General features: G+C 54.6%; 19 protein-coding genes. 10 read left to right on the forward strand and 9 right to left on the reverse strand.

Annotation, left to right across the window (positions count from 1 at the left end):
* Positions 1–157: 157 nt before the first annotated feature.
* The 5 genes from LKE08_RS08865 to LKE08_RS08885 form a co-directional block, all read right to left on the reverse strand.
* Complete coding sequence (locus tag LKE08_RS08865; protein WP_324703857.1) at positions 158–790, reverse strand: Uma2 family endonuclease; 633 nt, start codon at positions 788–790, stop codon at positions 158–160.
* A 121-nt stretch (positions 791–911) separates the two neighbouring features.
* On the reverse strand, positions 912–1,271 hold the full coding sequence (locus LKE08_RS08870) for a DUF5615 family PIN-like protein (protein ID WP_324703858.1): 360 nt from the start codon (positions 1,269–1,271) through the stop codon (positions 912–914).
* Positions 1,268–1,591, reverse strand: a complete 324-nt coding sequence (locus tag LKE08_RS08875) for a DUF433 domain-containing protein (RefSeq protein ID WP_324703859.1) — start codon at positions 1,589–1,591, stop codon at positions 1,268–1,270. Before LKE08_RS08875 ends, LKE08_RS08870 begins: the two co-directional genes overlap by 4 nt.
* A gap of 159 nt (positions 1,592–1,750) precedes the next feature.
* Positions 1,751–3,547, reverse strand: a complete 1,797-nt coding sequence (aspS, locus tag LKE08_RS08880; protein ID WP_324703860.1) for an aspartate--tRNA ligase — start codon at positions 3,545–3,547, stop codon at positions 1,751–1,753.
* A gap of 80 nt (positions 3,548–3,627) precedes the next feature.
* The gene (locus tag LKE08_RS08885; protein WP_324703861.1) at positions 3,628–4,728 is read right to left on the reverse strand and encodes a hybrid sensor histidine kinase/response regulator; all 1,101 of its coding nucleotides are present in this window, start codon (positions 4,726–4,728) and stop codon (positions 3,628–3,630) included.
* Between the two features lie 132 nt (positions 4,729–4,860).
* Here LKE08_RS08885 and LKE08_RS08890 point away from each other — a divergent pair, with 132 nt between their 5' ends.
* Positions 4,861–5,580, forward strand: a complete 720-nt coding sequence (locus tag LKE08_RS08890; protein ID WP_324703862.1) for a response regulator transcription factor — start codon at positions 4,861–4,863, stop codon at positions 5,578–5,580.
* 130 nt (positions 5,581–5,710) lie between these two features.
* On the opposite strand, the gene LKE08_RS08895 is transcribed toward LKE08_RS08890, so the two are convergent.
* The gene (locus tag LKE08_RS08895) at positions 5,711–6,562 is read right to left on the reverse strand and encodes a DUF2267 domain-containing protein (RefSeq protein WP_324703863.1); all 852 of its coding nucleotides are present in this window, start codon (positions 6,560–6,562) and stop codon (positions 5,711–5,713) included.
* Between the two features lie 330 nt (positions 6,563–6,892).
* On the opposite strand from LKE08_RS08895, the gene LKE08_RS29270 reads away from it, so the two are divergent.
* Positions 6,893–7,309 (forward strand): DUF2993 domain-containing protein, encoded by a 417-nt coding sequence (locus tag LKE08_RS29270; RefSeq protein WP_375341411.1) that lies wholly within the window; start codon positions 6,893–6,895, stop codon positions 7,307–7,309.
* Positions 7,310–7,366: 57 nt separating this feature from the next.
* The gene (locus LKE08_RS08900) at positions 7,367–7,936 is read left to right on the forward strand and encodes a response regulator (RefSeq protein ID WP_324703864.1); all 570 of its coding nucleotides are present in this window, start codon (positions 7,367–7,369) and stop codon (positions 7,934–7,936) included.
* Positions 7,937–8,009: 73 nt separating this feature from the next.
* Here LKE08_RS08900 and LKE08_RS08905 read toward each other — a convergent pair whose 3' ends face one another.
* Both LKE08_RS08905 and LKE08_RS08910 read right to left on the reverse strand, forming a co-directional pair.
* The gene (locus LKE08_RS08905; protein WP_324703865.1) at positions 8,010–8,570 is read right to left on the reverse strand and encodes a GUN4 domain-containing protein; all 561 of its coding nucleotides are present in this window, start codon (positions 8,568–8,570) and stop codon (positions 8,010–8,012) included.
* Between the two features lie 14 nt (positions 8,571–8,584).
* Complete coding sequence (locus LKE08_RS08910; RefSeq protein ID WP_324703874.1) at positions 8,585–9,754, reverse strand: IscS subfamily cysteine desulfurase; 1,170 nt, start codon at positions 9,752–9,754, stop codon at positions 8,585–8,587.
* Between the two features lie 219 nt (positions 9,755–9,973).
* On the opposite strand from LKE08_RS08910, the gene LKE08_RS08915 reads away from it, so the two are divergent.
* From LKE08_RS08915 to LKE08_RS08940, 6 genes are all read left to right on the forward strand, one after another.
* Entirely contained in the window at positions 9,974–10,627 is a 654-nt protein-coding gene (locus LKE08_RS08915) for a DUF3386 domain-containing protein (RefSeq protein ID WP_324703866.1), read from the forward strand.
* Between the two features lie 227 nt (positions 10,628–10,854).
* Positions 10,855–11,094, forward strand: a complete 240-nt coding sequence (locus LKE08_RS08920) for a NifU family protein (RefSeq protein ID WP_324703867.1) — start codon at positions 10,855–10,857, stop codon at positions 11,092–11,094.
* A gap of 335 nt (positions 11,095–11,429) precedes the next feature.
* Positions 11,430–13,292, forward strand: a complete 1,863-nt coding sequence (locus LKE08_RS08925; RefSeq protein ID WP_324703868.1) for a response regulator — start codon at positions 11,430–11,432, stop codon at positions 13,290–13,292.
* 188 nt (positions 13,293–13,480) lie between these two features.
* Positions 13,481–15,472: a PAS domain S-box protein gene (locus LKE08_RS08930; protein ID WP_324703869.1), complete on the forward strand. Its 1,992-nt coding sequence runs from the start codon at positions 13,481–13,483 to the stop codon at positions 15,470–15,472.
* A gap of 45 nt (positions 15,473–15,517) precedes the next feature.
* Complete coding sequence (locus LKE08_RS08935) at positions 15,518–15,895, forward strand: response regulator (protein WP_324703870.1); 378 nt, start codon at positions 15,518–15,520, stop codon at positions 15,893–15,895.
* Positions 15,896–16,147: 252 nt separating this feature from the next.
* On the forward strand, positions 16,148–16,369 hold the full coding sequence (locus LKE08_RS08940; protein WP_324703871.1) for a hypothetical protein: 222 nt from the start codon (positions 16,148–16,150) through the stop codon (positions 16,367–16,369).
* A 688-nt stretch (positions 16,370–17,057) separates the two neighbouring features.
* Here the strand turns inward: LKE08_RS08940 and LKE08_RS08945 are convergent.
* Entirely contained in the window at positions 17,058–17,201 is a 144-nt protein-coding gene (locus tag LKE08_RS08945) for a high light inducible protein (RefSeq protein ID WP_324703872.1), read from the reverse strand.
* Between the two features lie 196 nt (positions 17,202–17,397).
* On the opposite strand from LKE08_RS08945, the gene ispF reads away from it, so the two are divergent.
* A complete protein-coding gene (ispF, locus tag LKE08_RS08950; protein WP_324703873.1) occupies positions 17,398–17,877 on the forward strand; it encodes a 2-C-methyl-D-erythritol 2,4-cyclodiphosphate synthase in 480 nt (159 codons plus the stop codon).
* The last annotated feature ends 76 nt before the right edge of the window (positions 17,878–17,953 follow it).

Below are 17,953 nucleotides of genomic sequence, written 5' to 3' on the forward strand. Positions count from 1 at the left end.
TAGTCCCGCCCCCAAACCCCCAATTCTGGGGGCTTTGAGAAGAACGATTTTTCACTCATTATTTCACATTGTTATATTAGGTTTTACTTTCTGATTGGGATTTCAAACGCCGTTCATGAGGCAATTTACCGAATACGCGATCAGTTGAAAATCGCATTTAAAGGCTTTTAAATTGCTGGCGAAACTCAAACAGAATATCCTTTGGTTTGGCGGGTGAGAGGACGTACCTCGCCAAAAGCTCTAAATTTAAGTCGGGTAAAAACTGGCTGCGATCGCGCTTTTGATAGCCGTTCTCTTGCAACAAATAGAGGGAAAGTGAACCGTCTTGCCAAAACCAAACTTCGGGAACGTTTAACCCCCGATAAATATCTAAAGAATCGATACCCCCGCTGGTGACGACGACTTCGATGGCGAGATCGGGAACGGCTTTTTCCGAGTCGATGCAGTAGCACTCATCCGGTTCGATCCCCCGGGCGACGGACTGTTCTCGGAATGTCGTCGATCCGAGAGGATAGAAATCAACACCCATTTCTATAAAATAGGTTTCCAATAGCATCGCAATCCGTTTTTTTTCCGACTCGTGGCGGCGGCTGGGGGACATGATTCTGAGGATTCCGTCTAAATATGAAACTCTGAATTCTGAACTGTCTTGCAAACTCTCCAATAAGCCTTCGTAGATTTGCCAGTTTACGCCATTTATTAGCACAATTTGATCGGAATCTATTGCAGATAATTGGGCGCGATCGAGCAGTTTTTCCAGCCGGTTGAGTCGTCTCGCGAGTTCAAACATAATTTATCCTCCCACGATTTCCCAATCCTCAATCCTCAACTCATTGTAAGGCTTCTTTTGGGCTAAGGTAGTCCCACCCCATCTGAGAGGCGTATTTTACAGACATTTTTAGATTAAATTATTATAAGGGTATGTGAGTAATACGGTTTTGATAGTCGTTCTTGTCGCCAGCTTGGGCAATGAAAACAAGATCGTTGATGATTTCTCCGATAGTAAATTTTTTACGCAGTACGAAGATACCATGACTTTGACGATTTTTTTCTAGATGTTCGGCTAGATGAACAGGCATTGAACGCCGATTATTTGTTACCAGAATAAAGTCATGTTGTTCACACCAAAGCAAAATTTCAGGGTCTAGTGTTCCTTTAGGGGGAACGTTAGGATCGCCTACCATTAAAATAGTTGATTGAGGCAGATACCGCCTTAACTGTTCTTGATAAAGCGGAGGCAAGTTTTCATCAATCAGATATTGAATACTCATAAAATTTTCTCTCGTTCTGCTTTGATTTGGCGAAGGCGAAGAATATATTCCGGGGGATTTTCATTTTGCTGTTTTTCTGATTCTTTGCAATAGTTTAACCAATCTGTCATGTATTGAGTGATTTCTTCTTGGTTTTGCAAGAAATAAAGAATAGTTGCATAGATTTGTTCTAAGGTTAGATTTGTATAAATGTTGGCAATTGTTTCGGGGGATTGGTGATGATAGATATATTCATATAAAATGGTTTCTATCCCGATTCTTGTCCCTTTGAGTCGAATATCATAGGGGGTAAGAAATTCAAAGTAATTTTCGAGTTGCATGGGTTATTCCTCCAAATTGATTAAGTTTACAAGTTGCCTTTCCTTGGATAACGGGGGATAAATTTTTGCCAAAAGGTTGATTTGTCCCAAGGATTGCAGGGAAAAATCCCGCAATCCTCTGAACTGATGAATGGTCAGGTTTTCCAGATTTCTCATCAATTAAGATTGGGATTTTTTCGGTTTGTAGGTTGAGGCTACCTGCAATTCCTTCAACTGCTTTCCATCGACGCCGGAGGGGGCGTTGGTGAGCAGACAGCGGGCCTGCTGCGTCTTCGGGAAGGCGATCACGTCTCGGATGGATTCTTCCCCGGACAGCAGCATTACGAGGCGATCTAAGCCGTAGGCGATGCCGCCGTGGGGGGGTGTTCCGTATTCAAATGCCTCCAACAAAAAGCCGAATTTTCCGTAGGCTTCTTCACTGGATAAACCGATCGCGTCGAAGACTTTTTCCTGAATATCGCGCTGGTAAATCCTCAAACTTCCCCCGCCAATTTCCGTCCCGTTTAACACCATGTCATAGGCTTGGGCTCGGGCGGTTTTGACATCTTCGATATCGTCGGGGTGGGGGGCGGTGAAGGGGTGGTGCAGGGCTTCGAGCCGCTTCTCGTCGGCGTTCCACTCGAACATCGGAAAGTCGGTGATCCACAGCAGGTTTATTTGATCGCGATCGATGAGTCCCAGCCGCTCTCCGATGACTAAACGCAGGCGATCGAGGGTTTTATTAACGGTTGCAATATCTCCGGCACCAAACAGCAGCAAATCCCCGGCTTTTGCATCCGTCCGCTTCAGAATTTCCGCCTTTTGTTCGTCGTTCAAATTATCTTTGATCGCGCCGATGGTGTCGATTTTTCCGTTCTCTTTGACGCGGATGTAGGCGAGTCCTTTCGCCCCGGCTTCGCTGGCTTCTTTAAACAGGTCGCCGCCGGGTTTGATCTGCACGTTGGAGATGGCTTCGTTGCCCCCCGGAACGGGCAGGATTTTGACGATGCCCCCGGATTTTACCGCCCCGGAAAAGACTTTGAAGCCGCAGTCTTTGACGACATCGGAGACGTCGGCGAGTTCCATGCCGAAGCGGGTGTCGGGCCGATCGCTCCCGTACCGGTCCATCGCTTCTTGGTAGGTGAGGCGGGGGAAGGGGCGGGGCAAATCGATGCCTTTTATGGTTTTGAAAATGTGGGCGATTAAGCGTTCGTTGAGATCTAAGATTTCTTCCTGGGACATGAAGCTCATTTCCATGTCCAGTTGGGTAAATTCCGGCTGGCGATCGGCCCGCAAATCTTCGTCCCGGAAACAGCGGGCGATCTGGTAGTAGCGATCGAATCCCGAAACCATCAACAGTTGTTTGAACAGTTGGGGGGACTGGGGCAGGGCGAACCACTCGCCCGGGTTGACGCGGCTGGGGACGAGGTAATCCCGGGCGCCCTCGGGGGTCGATCGCGTCAAAATTGGGGTTTCGACTTCGATGAATTTTTCCTGATCTTCGAGGAACCGCCGCATCGCCTTGACGACTTCGTGTCGTAGTTGCAAATTGCGGGTCATGCGATCGCGCCGCAGGTCCAAATAGCGATATTTGAGCCGCAATTCCTCCCGGACGGGTTCGCTTTCGGCGGTGGACACCTGGAAGGGAAGTTGTTTCCCGAGTCCGTTGAGCAATTCAATGTTATCCGCGTAGATTTCCACCTCTCCGGTGGGGAGTTTGGGGTTGAGGGATTCCTCGGGGCGCCGGGACACCCGGCCGGTGATGCGGACGACAAATTCGTTGCGGATGGTGTCGGCGATTTTGTAGGACTCGGGGGTGCGTTCGGGATCGCTGACAATTTGGACGATGCCGGTGCGATCGCGCAAATCCAGAAAGACCACGCCGCCATGATCTCGGCGGCGGTCTACCCAACCGCAGAGGGTGACGGTTTCGCCGATATTGCCGCTTCGGAGTTGACCGCAGTAATCAGTTCGCATGGCTTTGATGATACTTTCTGAATTCACATTTCAAACTGGCAGTCTCCCAGTATAGAAGAATTGGGTTCAGTTGGCACGGCCTATGGAGACTTGAGGGGCAACCGGACGGTGAAATGGCTGCCGCGGCCCGGTTCGGACTGCACGTCGATGCTGCCGTCGTGGGCGGCGACGATCCGCGCGGCCAGGTGGAGCCCCAGACCGCTGCCCGATCGCTTGTGTTTGCCCTGGCGGAACCGCTGGAAAATGATGGCGCGATCGGCCTCGCTCATGCCTTCCCCGGTATCTTCAACCTCCAGGATTGCCTCGCTGGAGCGCATCCGGAGGCGGACGTCGATGTGGCCGGCGTCGGTGAATTTGATGGCGTTGCCCACCAGATTCATGGCCACTCGCCGCAGTTCCAGGGGGTCGCCGACCACTGCGATCGCGGGTTCGATGCGATCGGGTGCCATTTTCAATCCCTTTTCCTGAGCCAGGGGAGTGAGTTCTTCCACCACCTCCCGGATCAGTTCGCTGAGATCGACGGTGGAGAAGGCGAGGGTCTTGCGGCCCGCTTCGTAGCGGTACACCTCCAGGAGGGTGTTCACCATCCGCAGCAGGTTTTGGTTGCTGCCGATCATGGTGCGGACTGCCTCCTGCATAGGGGGGGTAAGTTCCCCCAGGGCCCCCTGCCGGAACAGTTGCAGCATCCGGTCTGCGGCTACCAGGGGGGTGCGGAGGTCGTGGGTGAGGCGGGAGACGAAATCCTCCCGCTGGCGGGACATTTTGGTTTGTTCGTCGATGCTGTGTTTGAGTCGCAGGAGCGATCGCACCCGGGCCAGGAGTTCGTCCACCTCCACGGGTTTGCGGATGAAGTCGTCGGCCCCGGCGTCGAGGCCCTCGACCACGCTGGACTGGTCATAGGCGGTGATCAGCAGGATGGGGATGAAGGGGAGGTGGGGGTTGTTGCGGATGCGGCGGGTGACTTCGTAGCCGTCGATCCCCGGCATCATCACGTCGAGGAGGATGAGTTTTGGAGGGTTGCTCTCCAGGCTTTTCAAGGCCGAAGCCCCGTCCGCTTGGCAGCAGACCCGATATCCGGCTTCACCCAAGATGGCATCAATTAAAAATAGATTGTCGGGGGAGTCATCGACGGCGAGGATGGAATCGCTCGGACCGGTTGGTGGCTGGGTGGAAGAAAACATGATACGCGATCTGATCGGCAAAAATGGTTGGTGCGGATGGTGTCAGTCTCAAAAGACTTCTACCCGTCAATTTTATCAGTGAATTACCCGAAAAGAAATGGTACAATATATCCCCAGACAAGGAGACTAAATATGAAAAATATTCGCGTCGTTTTGATCGAAGATCATGATCTGACCCGGGTGGGTTTGAGAACCGCATTGGAGCAGAGCAAACAGGTCGAGGTGGTGGGGGAAGCCGCGACCGGACGGAAGGGGTTGGAGGTTTTGAAAACGACCCTCCCCGACGTGGCGATCGTCGATATCGGTTTGCCCGATATCGACGGGATCGAATTGACCCAGCAATTCAAAGAATTCATGGGCGATCGCGGCGAAAAACCCACGAAAGTTCTGATTTTGACCATGCACGACAACAAAGATGCGGTGATGGGGGCTTTTGCGGCCGGTGCCGACTCCTACAGCGTCAAAGATGTCAGCCTCGATCGCCTGATGGAAGCGATCCTGACCACCAGCGAAGGACACTCTTGGATCGATCCGGTCATCGCCCGCACCGTCCTCCAACAGGCCCAACATCAGCCGGCGGAAGCGATCGCCAAAAACGCCGGCGAAACTGTCACCATCCACGCCGTCGAACCCGAGTACAAAGAATTTCTGGCGAGCTGTCCTTTGACGGAGCGGGAACTCGAAGTTTTGGAATTGATCGTCGGCGGCCGTAGCAACGCCGAAATTGCCGAAAAACTGTACATCACGGTGGGAACGGTGAAAACCCACGTCCGCAGCATTTTAAATAAGCTGTGTGCAGACGACCGCACCCAAGCCGCCGTCAGGGCTCTGCGATCGGGGTGGATCGAATAATTGATCGACCCGTCTTTCGGAAAAAATGTCAGCCACACCAGCCGACATTTACGAATAAAAAAACCTGGCCCTAACGGGACAGGTATCAGTCGTCTTTATTCTTAACTTTCCGATTCAGACAAGGGAAAAATCAGGCGACATCCCACATTTCTTTAACTCGGCCGGGGAGGTAGCCGGAAATTTCCGAAATTCGCTCTTGGGAAAGCTCGTCTTTCGTTGCAGAAAAGACCGCTTTGATGACCGTTTCTGCATCCGTACTTCTCGGAATTCCCCCTTCCTGCTCGATCCGAAAAATAAAGTTCTTTTCGTCTATTTTTAGGGGCGGACGCAGCCGACTCAGCCAAGCCACCAGCGGGTTGGTATCTTGCCAAAGATCGGAAATTTCATTTTGCAAAGATTTGTCCTTCGCCTGCACCGATTCTTCGTGCAGTTCCGAGGCGACGCGATCGGCCGATTCCGTGGTCATCATATCCCGCATTGTCCGGAAAACGACCTCCGTCACGTCCCGGGCATCGTAGATGTCTTCGAGCTGACCTTTGACCTTAATTTTTTCCAAAAATTGCAGGTTTTCGGGGGCAATGTTTTCTTGACTTTGGGATTGGGGCATTTGGGGGGGATTCATATTCATCTCCTCTAACATTTTTGCTCCTTTTTCGGTCAATTTGGCGCGTTCCAAATCGATCAGGTGGGGGAGCGGCCCGTCGGAGGCTCCGAGGGTATTGGCGATCCGAATATCGATTTCGTCGGGGTTGACTAAGTTGGGGACATCTTCCTGTTTGGCATAGGCATTCCCGCTAAAATCCGCTTCGATATAGTGATTTTGATTCAAATAATCCAAATGCCCGAGCCGGTCCGCTTGATTCGGTGTCCTTCCCGAGAAGTCGGATTGGACAAAATTGACGGGGTGTTTGCCATTTTTGTCCGTCTCGTCAATTTTTTGGAGAATGGTATAAACGATGTCGTCTAGAATGGCGATCGGCATAAAAATTAGATGAATTCATCCGAAAACAGCTCAAACAAAATCCAATTGCAGAATTAGACCCGTAGACTGTCAAATTTGGCGAATTTGTAGGACTCCACCCCTCATACTCCAGCAAAAAGTCGCCGCGAGCATCTACCTTCGGAGGGATTCTAAGCGATCGCATTCGATATCACCTGTTATCACCTTGATCGTCCCAATCCCGCAAACCGCCACGGAGTCGGGCTTTTATCTATTTCGTTGGATAGAGACGCCGAAAACGATCGCTCCGATATGATGTAAAGCGTAAGTGTCCGAAATCCGATCGGTCCGAGGTGTAGTCAGGCTGTTTTCATGAATGCCAGCGAATTTGGAGAACAAACACTCAATCAAATTGCCAAAGTTGCCCTCTCCAGTCAACTTGATCGGGCCGAAGAACTCGACGTCCGCGTCCAAACCGACCCGGGAAAACTCGTGTCCGGCCAACTCGATTCGTTTTTCGTGAACGGGTCGGGACTGGTGATCCGATCTGATGTGCGGATGGAGTCTTTTGAAGTCCGGGTGCGAAATTTTGGCGGTCGAACCCCTCACGGCCCTCGGCGGCGATTTACAATTGTCCCGGAGCGCCCGGGGAACCGCAAATATCACCCTAGCAGAGGCGAACCTCAACCGCGCGTTCGACTCCGAAATTTTTCGACGACGTGCGGCCGGGGAAACTCGACCTGCAGGCGATCGCCAAACTCTCCCAACTCCACAATCAGAATTAAGTGAACAAAAACCCTCATTCTGACGCTTTTAATCATGTTGTTAGCGGAAACATAATGTTCCATGAACTCTTCTTCCAACCCTAGTTCTAGATCGGCTCCCAATATTCTCGTCGTCGATGATTCGACGGACAGCCGCTTTTTGGTGGAAATCATCCTCGAGGATGCCGGATATCAGATTCAAAGCGCAGAAAACGGTTATTCCGCTTTAGCCAGAGTCGAAGAATCTCCACCCGATTTGATGGTTTTGGATTTGATGATGCCGGGAATCAACGGTTACGAAGTGATGCAAGTGTTGAGATACGACGATCGCTTCCCCTACATTCCCGTATTGATCATGACAGCCTGCCATCGTTTGGAATGGCTCGAAGAGACAAACGTCGAGGCGGATGCCTTGATCCACAAGCCCATCGACGTGGACGAGCTGTTGAAGCAGGTGGAAATGTTGCTCGAAAAGATGAAAGCCGAGGACGGCGATCGCGAAAAAGAACGTCAGTCTCCCACTGATTTACCCGATTCGTTCAATCCTGAACATCAAAAAAAAAAAGTAGGCAAAAATCAGAGCGCTCAGAGCGATCGGAGGGCACATATCCGAGACACTCAGCCCAGACGCTCTCCCAAAATTAGCGCTTAATTGGGTGGAAAAAAATTTCCTGGTATCGGATTCTCAATTGGTCTAACTCCCAACCCTCTCTACTTCAATGAAATTATTGATTTTGGAGATTCGAGGCTTTGCGACTCGGATAGGGTGCCATCTTACAACTTTCAATACGCTCGAATATATTCAAACTGATACCGGACAGACAGGGAGTCGCACTTCGGCCTATCTCCCGATCGCCCAAACAATTATTTTGTGACGGTTGGGAAGAGCGGACAACATTCCATGAAAGGGGCGCGGTCGGCCCCTGGTATCGTCCGCCTCCCCGAGCGGTTTTCCACCGTTGATAGGGTTCGATAAAACTCAATTGTCCATTGCTAGACTGGTGCCAAGTGTGATCGAGTTCCGCCAGGGCACCGCAGGGAAAGCGGGCGATATCTCGCCGCGTCAGCCGCCGGTTTTTTTTGTGCAGGACTGACAGCATCATGCGGTAGGTCTGGCGGTCGGCTTTTTGTAGGGCGCCGGAGGCGATCAAATTGGCGAGGCGGTCGGAGTCCAAAACTGGGGAAGTCGGGGTGGGGCGGGTGGCATTTCGACTCATCCCGATCGCCAACGATGCGATCGCGCAAATCAGGCTGAAAATCACGATTTGATACTCTCGTTTTCCCATAAATCCGCCGACAATTAGGAGGTCTGACCCTTAACTTTTCTCAGTGCTTCGATCGTGGCGATCGCCTGTTCCGCCGCGCGATCGATTTCCGCCTCCGTATTGAACCGGCCGATGCCGAATCGCAACGACGCATAGGCGAGGGTTTCCGGCAGTCCCAGGGCTCGCAAGACGTGGGACGGTTCGATTTTGGCGGAGGTGCAGGCCGAGCCCGAGGACACGGCGATCGCGGGTTGCAATCCCAACAATAAAGCCTGACCGTCCACCCCCGCCACACTCACGTTTAAATTTCCCGGCAGGCGGCGGGTGGGGTGGCCGTTGAGGCGGACGTCGCCGAGGGTGGAGAGCTTGTCCCAGAGGCGATCGCGCAATTTTTCCTGGCGTTTTCCCTCCGCCTCCATCTCCGATAACGCCAGTTTCACCGCCGCGCCGAACCCCACGATCAGGGGGGTGGAGAGAGTCCCCGATCGCATCCCCCGTTCGTGTCCGCCGCCGTGGATTTGGGCCGCCAATTTCACCCGGGGATCGCGACGGCGGACGTAGAGGGCGCCGATGCCTTTGGGGCCGTATATTTTATGGGCGGTGAGGGACATTAAATCGACGTTCATTTCATCCACGTCGAGGGGAATTTTTCCCAGAGCTTGGGCGGCGTCGGTGTGAAATAAAACCCCGCGATCGCGACAGAGTTCGCCGATTTCCGCCAGGGGTTGCAATACTCCAATTTCGTTGTTTGCCGCCATTACGGACACCAAAATCGTGTCGGGGCGAAATGCTTTTTCGAGGGTTTCTAAATTGATAAGTCCATCCGGTTCGACGGGGAGAAATGTCACCTCAAATCCCAGTTCTTTCAAATAGTGGCAGGGGTCGAGGACGGCATTGTGTTCCGTCTCCACGGTAATCAAATGGCGACCCTTGGCAAAATAGGCTTCGGCCACGCCCTTGACCGCCAAATTGTCCGACTCGGTGGCGCCGCTGGTGAAGATGATTTCCTCGGGTCTAGCGCCGATCGCTTCGGCGATGATTTTCCGGGCCTGCTGCACGGCCGCTTCCGCCTCCCAGCCGTAGACGTGGTTGATACTAGCCGGGTTGCCGAACTGTTCGGTCAAATAGGGCAGCATCGCCTCCAAAACGCGGCGATCGAGGGGGGTGGTGGCGTTGGCGTCGAGGTAAATGGGGCGATCGGACATACTCATTTGGGGGGCTAAAATTTGAGTTTTTACGGATAGATGAATGACGGCGATCGCGGTGCGCTTTTCATCACTGGATGGGTCGAGATTCGGAAAATTACCATCAATTTCCATCTCGCCGTCGGAGCGAGGGCGGTCAATTTATATCTCGAATTTCGAGCGATCGGTCTCTAAAAGATTATACTAGATCGTGTCCGTTTTTAAAACTCGCAATCTTCCATGACAGAATTGACAAGCAACGCCCGCGATCTATTTCGCAACGCCTACGAAAACCGCTACACCTGGGACACCGACTTTCCCGGTTACAGCGCCGACATCGAATTGAAGCAGGGAGATGAAACTTACAACGGTCACATTCGGATTAACCCCGACCTGAGCGTAGAAGTCACCGGCATCGAGAATGAAGAGGTGCAGCAGAGCGTCTACACCCAACTTCGGGATGTCGTCACCCACCGCAAGCGCACCGCTTTCGAGGACTCCCACGGCAAAAACAAATTCAGCCTGGGAGAAACGGACGGGTCCGGCGCGGTGGAAATCCTGGTGGAAGGGGACTCGATGGGGTCGAACTACAAAGTCCGCGGCGACGAGATCTGTCTGGTGAGCCGGGTCATGGGCCGGATGGCCTTCGTCATCGACACCCACGAAAGTCTCGACACCGGCGAAGGGTACATCTCCAAACGCTACGACGCCGTTTTCCGCAACCCGCAAACCGACGAAATCATGCGGGAATTGGAATTCGAGGATATTTTCGAGAAGGTGGGAAATTACTACATCATGACCCGCCAGGTCGTCCGCTCCAAGGATAAGGGCCAGGTGACGACCACCGAGTTCAACTACTCCAATATCAAATTGCTCGAACCGGTGGCGGTCTGAAGGCGGCGGGGAGGGGGTCGCAAGTGGGCGACCCTTCTCCGGGTATTTCCGTCTTCCAAATATCGCCAGTATGGCGCCCGTGTATTGACGCTCGATTCTCGGGGGGGTTTTCATTCCTCCGACTCCCGATTCCCGACTCCCGACTCCCGCGCGTGGCGCTATGGCGTTAGGATCGAGAAGTATTCAATTTGTCGGACATTTTAATCAAACCACGGATCTGAACGATTATGGCAACGTTAACACTGACTCCGGAAAACGTCGAAACCGTTTTGGACGAACTGCGTCCCTACCTGATGGCCGACGGCGGCAACGTGGAAGTTGTCGAACTCGACGGCCCCATCGTCCGGCTGCGGCTCCAGGGGGCCTGCGGTTCCTGCCCCAGTTCCACCATGACCCTGAAAATGGGGATCGAACGCCGCCTGCGGGAAAAAATCCCCGAAATTGCGGAAGTTGAAGCGGTGATGTAGGGACCTCGTTCCGGTCGGGGGGAGTTCCCGCCGGGGAGCTGCCCCCGAGGTAGAAAACGGCGGACTCGGGAAGGTGTCGCCGCGGAATCTCGGAGTCCCCAAAAAAAGTGAGTCGGTCATGGAGCGATCGCCGTTCGCGTCCCCCATTCGTCCTATAATTGATTAATTAGGAGGAAAAATAGACGGGGATCAAGAAAATATTCTAGACATTGGGCGAGCCGACCCGTCGGTTGATTGTCGGCAAAATTGAATCGGATTTCACCCCGCTCGCCGGGAAAGGGTCAGAAATTTCTCCCATCTCCGCGCCCTCCCGAATTCCAGCTCTGAGTGTCTCCATGCATATTCTCTTAGTTGAAGACGATCGCCACCTGGCGGATGTTCTGGTCGCCATGCTGACGGGCCAGAAGTACGAGGTGGATGTCGTCCACGACGGACAGGCGGGTTGGGAGTCAACCCAAGGAACCGACTACGACCTAATTTTGCTCGACGTGGGACTGCCCAAACTCGACGGCATCAGCCTGTGCCAAAAACTGCGATCGCACGATTTCCAAGTTCCGATCCTGCTGCTGACCTCCCGGGACAACCAACGGGATAAAGTCAAGGGCCTCGACTCCGGGGCCGACGACTACATGGTCAAACCCCTCGATTTTGAAGAGCTCGCCGCCCGCATCCGGGCCGTGCTGCGCCGCCAGAGCGAGGTCGCCTCCGGGGTTCTGACCTGGGAAAAAATGGTACTCGACCGCAACACCTGCGAAGTCCACTACGACGGCAACCCCCTCAAACTCACCCCCAAAGAATACGGTCTGCTCGAACTGTTCATGGGCAACCGCCAGCGCACCTTCAGCATCGACAACATCCTGGACCGGTTGTGGTCCTTCGAGGACCCGCCCACCGAAAACACCGTCCGCGCCCACATCAAAGGCCTGCGCCAAAAACTGAAAGCCTCCGGCGCCTGTTCGGACTTCATCGAAACCGTCTACGGACTCGGATACCGCCTGAATCAGAAACTCGAACGCCCCCCCCAACCCCCCAAATCCCCCGATTCCGAGGCGTCCGCCCTGCTCAAATCCCAACTCGACCAATCGGTCAACAAAATTTGGGAGCGATTTCGGGCCAACTTCGGCGATCGCATTGCCGTCATCGAGCGGGCCGGTGTCGCCGCCCAGGCCGGGCAGCTCGACCCCCAACTCCGACAGGAGGCCCGACAGGAAGCCCACAAACTCGCCGGGTCCCTCGGCACCTTCGGGCGGGCGGAGGGGTCGGCCATCGCCCGCCAAATCGAGGCGCTCTTGCAGGATGATACCCCCTGGAGTGGCGATCGCATCGCCGCCCTCCCCGAACTGACCCGGAACCTGCGTCGCAGCGTCGAAACCCCGAAACCCGCCATCCCGGAACCTCCCGGCCCGCCGGAAATTCCCGGCCCCCGCCTGGTGGCGATCGACTCCGGCGACCCCTTCCTGGGAGAACTGGCGGCCGAAGCCAAACATCACAACATCGAACCCGAAATCGTCCCCGACGAAGCCGCCCTCCGCCGACTCTGCATCCGGGCCGATACGTCCCTTCCCCCCGGCGAATTTCCCCGGGTCGTCCTCCTGGACTTCGATCGCCACCCCTGCCCGGACCTCCTCGCCGAGCTCAACCGCCAGACCCCCCCGGTGCCCGCGATCGTCCTCGCCACCCGGGGGGACATCGCCAAACGGGTGGAAATCGTCCGCCTGGGGGGGAGCGCCTTTCTGGAAAAACCCGTCGCCGCCGATCGCGCGATCGCCGTCGTGGCGGACCTCCTCCGCCAACACTACGCCACCGATACCCGCGTCATGATCGTCGATGACGACCCCGCCATGTTAGCCACCATCCAGGCCTTCCTGCAACCCTGGGGCATCCAAACCGTCACCCTGGACGACCCGCGCCAATTTTGGGAAACCTTAGAATCGACGGTCCCCCATTTGTTAGTTTTAGATATAGAAATGCCCCATCTCAACGGCATCGAACTCTGTCAGATCGTCCGCACCGATCCCCGCTGGCAAAGCGTGCCAGTTTTATTCCTGACCGCCCACACCGATGTCAAAATTCAACATCAGGTGTTTGCGGCCGGGGCCGACGATTATCTGACGAAACCCATCACCGGCTCGGAACTCGCGACGCGAATTGTGAATCGATTGAAACGGACTCAGACCCTGCTCAAATTTGAAGCGTGACGCGATCTTCATGTCGGGGTGTGGGGTGTGGGGTGTGGGGAAAATGAAAAAGTAGGGGCGAATGGCATTCGCCCATCCCCCATCCCCCATGTCCGATCGCCCATTGCCCACCATCCGGGAGACGAAATCCGACTCAAAATTATTAATTATTAATTATTAATTATTAATTGAATCAGGTTGAAATCACAATGTCGAAAAAAAAAACACCCAAAAAAACGCAACTGATCGCCTCTCTCAAATCCGCCAACCAACGGCTGCAGCGGGAAATTGCCGAGCGCCGCCGGGTCGAGGAAGCCCTGCGGGAAAGTTCGGAACGGCTGCGGACTCTGATCGACACCATGCCCGATCTGGTGTGTTTCAAAGACGGCGAAGGCCGCTGGCTGGAAGCCAACCGGGCGATGTTAGACGTGTTCCAACTCGATCGCGTCGATTACCGGGGGAAAACGGACGCCGAACTGGCTGACGCCCTGGAAGTGGAGGGCGACATCTCCCTGTATCGAGAGGCCCTGTTGACCTGCCAGGAAACCGATCGCCAGGCGTGGACCTCCCAACAACTCTCCCGGGCCGAAGAGCGCATCCCCCAACCCGACGGCACGATGCGAATTTACGACGTGATCAAGGTGCCGCTGTTCGACGTCGGCGGGGAACGGCGGGGATTGGTGATTTTGGGGCGGGACATCACGGAGCGCAAGCAGGCCGAAATCGCCTACATCCGTCTGGCTTCAATGGTGGAATCTTCAGAAGATGCCATCATCGGCAAAACCCTCGACGGCACCATCGTCAGTTGGAATGCCGGGGCCGAACAGATTTATGGTTACAGTGCCTCCGAGGCGATCGGCCGTCCCATCTCCATGCTGGCCCTGCCGGAGCGCCCCCACGAAATGCCCCAAATTCTCACCGCCATCACCGCCGAGGGGGGGATCGACCACTACGAAACCGTCCACGTCCGCCGGGACGGCCGCACCATCGACGTGTCCCTGACCATTTCCCCCATCAAAGACGCCCTGGGACAGATCGCGGGGATTTCCACCATCGCCCGGGATATCAGCTACCGCAAGCGCATCGAGCGCACTCTCGAACAACTCCGCCACCAAAACGAGTTGATCTTGAATTCGGCCGGGGAGGGGATCTGCGGGTTGAACCGGGAGGGTAAAATTACCTTCGTCAACCCGGCGGCGGCGCGGATGACGGGGTACGAGACGCGGGAATTGATCGCCAGCGACCTGCGCCAGATCACCCGGGGCGACCGGGCGGCGGCCAAAGGCTCCCTCTCGCCCATTTTCGCCACCTTGGAAGACGGGACGACCCGCCACGTCACGGACGAGATGTTTTGGCGGCGGGACGGGACGAGTTTTCCGGTGGAGTACGTCAGCACGCCGATGCGGCAGGGGGAGGCGATCGTGGGGGCGGTGGTCACGTTCAAGGATATTACGGAGCGGCAGGCGATGGAGCGGATGAAGGAGGAATTTATTTCCGTCGTCAGCCACGAACTCCGCACCCCCCTGACGTCGATTCGGGGGTCCTTGGGGTTGCTATCGAGCGGATTGTTGATGACCCAACCCGAAAAGGCGCGGCGGATGCTCGATATCGCCGTCTCGAATTCCGATCGCCTGATGCGACTGATCAACGATATCCTCGATTTGGAGCGGATGCACTCGGGTCAGATGGCGATGGAGATGCGATCGGTGAACCTGGCGGCTTTAATGACCCAGGCGACGGACGAAATGCTGGCGATGGCTGAGAAGGCGGGGGTCAACCTGGAGGTGGCGCCCCTGGAGTTGGAGCTTTGGGCCGCGGGCGATCGCATCATCCAGATGTTGACGAACTTGATCAGCAATGCCATCCGGTTTTCGGAGGCTGGCGGCGAAGTACACTTCTCCGCCCAACGGCGGGAAAATGGGGTGTTGATTTCGGTGCGCGATCGCGGCCGGGGGATTCCGGCCGACAAGTTGGAGAGTATTTTCGGCCGCTTCCAGCAGGTGGACGCCTCCGATTCCCGGCAAAATGGGGGCACCGGCCTGGGACTGGCGATCTGCCGCAGCATCGTCCGGCAGCACGGCGGCAAAATTTGGGCCGAGAGTATCCTGGGGGAAGGCAGCACGTTTTTTGTCAGCTTGCCCCTCCCCAATCCGGATGCGATCGCCCCGGCCACGGCCTGGGTCGTGCAGTCCGGCGGTTAAACTTGTATCCTGAAGTCAGTGTTCTGTCTGTGGAACCTTTCGGGCATGGCAACCAAGCGGATTTTGCTCATCGACGACGAAGACGACATTCGGGAAATTGCCCAACTCAGTCTGGAAATGATCGGGGGCTGGACGGTGGCGACCGCCGACTCCGGCAACCGGGGCCTGGAAACGGCCCGCGCCCAACGACCCGACGCCATCCTCCTCGACGTGATGATGCCCGGTTTGGACGGGTTCGCCACCTTCCAAAAATTGCAGGCCGACCCCCAAACCCGCGAAATTCCCGTGATTCTGTTGACCGCCAAAGTGCAGTCGGCCGACCGCCAAAAATTCGACCGCCTCGGCGTCAGCGGCGTGATCTCCAAACCCTTCGAGCCCATGTCCCTGGCTGAAGAAGTCGCCCACATTCTCGGCTGGAGTTGACAATACCTTTTTTTTGTGTTAAACCTGATTGAAGTCGGTTCGTCGATACATTCTTTTTTTCCCGACTGATTCCCCCTGTTCCCGACCTGGCAAGACTTCTGGGGTTTTGAATTGCATATTTTGAGGCGATCGTGTCAACTTTTGTGAAGAACTTTTAGCTCTTCACAAGTTCTTCATGTTTCTTCCCTACCTTTATAAATGTAGCCCCCACCCCCCAACGGCTACCCACGAAATCCCTAGGAGGTGGCAATTATGCCCTCAGTCTACCTGATTTTACTAACCTTCGCCCTCGGCTCGATCTGGGTCTATCTACAAACTTCGGAAGACATTCCCTTCGTTCTCGCCGGATTAACTGGAATCGTTTGCTTCATCTGGGGTTTCGCCTTCGCCCACTGGAGCCTGCAAATTTTGATCGTTTTGGGCTTGCTGCGGCTATACAAAGTTTCCATTCCCGAAGGAACCAGCCTTCGATAAGAACAAGATTTTGAAATTCTCCGTTTAGAAATCAATACGAAACCCCCCTTTCCGCCACCACGTTGGAAGGGGTTGTTTTTTTGACCTTAAAATCAACCGTAGTGCCGTAACCTACCATTTCCCGCTGAACTTTTAGTCAGTCCATTACTGTTATCAGTCCGCAGATTTCGCAGATTTTCGCAGATTGGGAATCAAATGTATCCACAGTAGCAGTTGATGAAATGGGCGAAATGTATAGTAAGCGCCGTAGCAATACCGCGCAACCACTAATTTTGAATGCCGCTACCAAAGGTTCATACCAAGCTGTTGCGACTACAGGAAATAGTGACGCTAGAAGAAAAAGGTGAGATTGAGATGATATAGCGTCTTTTGGGTAAGAATAAACCGGGTTTCTATGAGAGTTTTTCGTTTCTCACGTCTAGATGATATGAGACACCGGGTTTCTCAGCGACTCGGTAATATCGCAAGTATCGCGCTTGTGTGTTATAGCAACCGCCAAGGCGGTTAGGACAGATTTTCCGACTCCCGACTCCCCCAATCACAGGTTAGGGCTAGAAAGCCCCGTCGCTGTCTTCGCGGGGATTGGTTACAAAAGGACTCCGAAACCACAGTTTCAGAGTCCGTCACATATCGATATTGAACCGGATCGGTACGACTGGCACAAGTTGAGTCCCGAGACTCAGGCCGATTACATCAGGCCGAGTTGAGACAGGATGCCTTGGCCGGTCAGGTACTCGGTGGCGACACCGATGATGAACCCGAGCATGGCGAGGCGTCCGTTCCAGGTTTCTGCGAAGGCGGTAAAACCAAACTTAGTATCTTGAGTTTCCATAGCGAACTACTCCTGAATCCGTCTGCTTGAGTCAACTACACAAAAGTTAACATACCCGCCGGCAAAATTGCAACGTTTGTTTACAATTTGTTGAGAAAATATTCCATTTGCCCCTCTGGCGGGGGAAATGGGGAACGATCGCACCCGAAGCACAACTTGCCCGATAATGGAAATCTGTAGAGGCGCACAGATATAGATGGACATTCGCATCGGCAACGGATACGACATTCACCAGTTGGTGGAAAACCGCCCTCTGATTTTGGGCGGCGTCCGCATCGAACACCGGTTGGGACTGCTCGGCCACAGCGACGCGGACGTATTAACCCACGCCATCATGGACGCCATGCTCGGCGCCCTCAGCTTGGGGGACATCGGGTTGTACTTCCCCCCCTCCGATGAAAAATGGGCCGGTGCGGATAGTTTGGTACTCCTCGAACAGGTCAACGGTCTGGTGCGGGAGCGGGGGTGGGAAATCGGCAATATCGATTCGGTGGTGGTGGCCGAACGTCCCAAACTCAAACCCCACATCTCCAAAATGCGCGATCGCATCGCCAGTGTCCTACAATTGGAACCGGATCGGGTGGGCATCAAAGCCACCACCAACGAGAAACTCGGGCCGGTGGGGCGGGAAGAAGGGATTGCCGCCTACGCCGTCGCACTCTTGCAATGCAGATAGGGTGTAGGGTGTAGGGTGTAGGGTGTAGGGTGTAGGGTGTAGGGTGTAGGGTGTAGGGTGTAGGGTGTAGGGTGTA

It is taken from the genome of Lyngbya sp. CCY1209, from assembly GCF_035615495.1.
Lineage (GTDB): Bacteria > Cyanobacteriota > Cyanobacteriia > Cyanobacteriales > Microcoleaceae > Limnospira.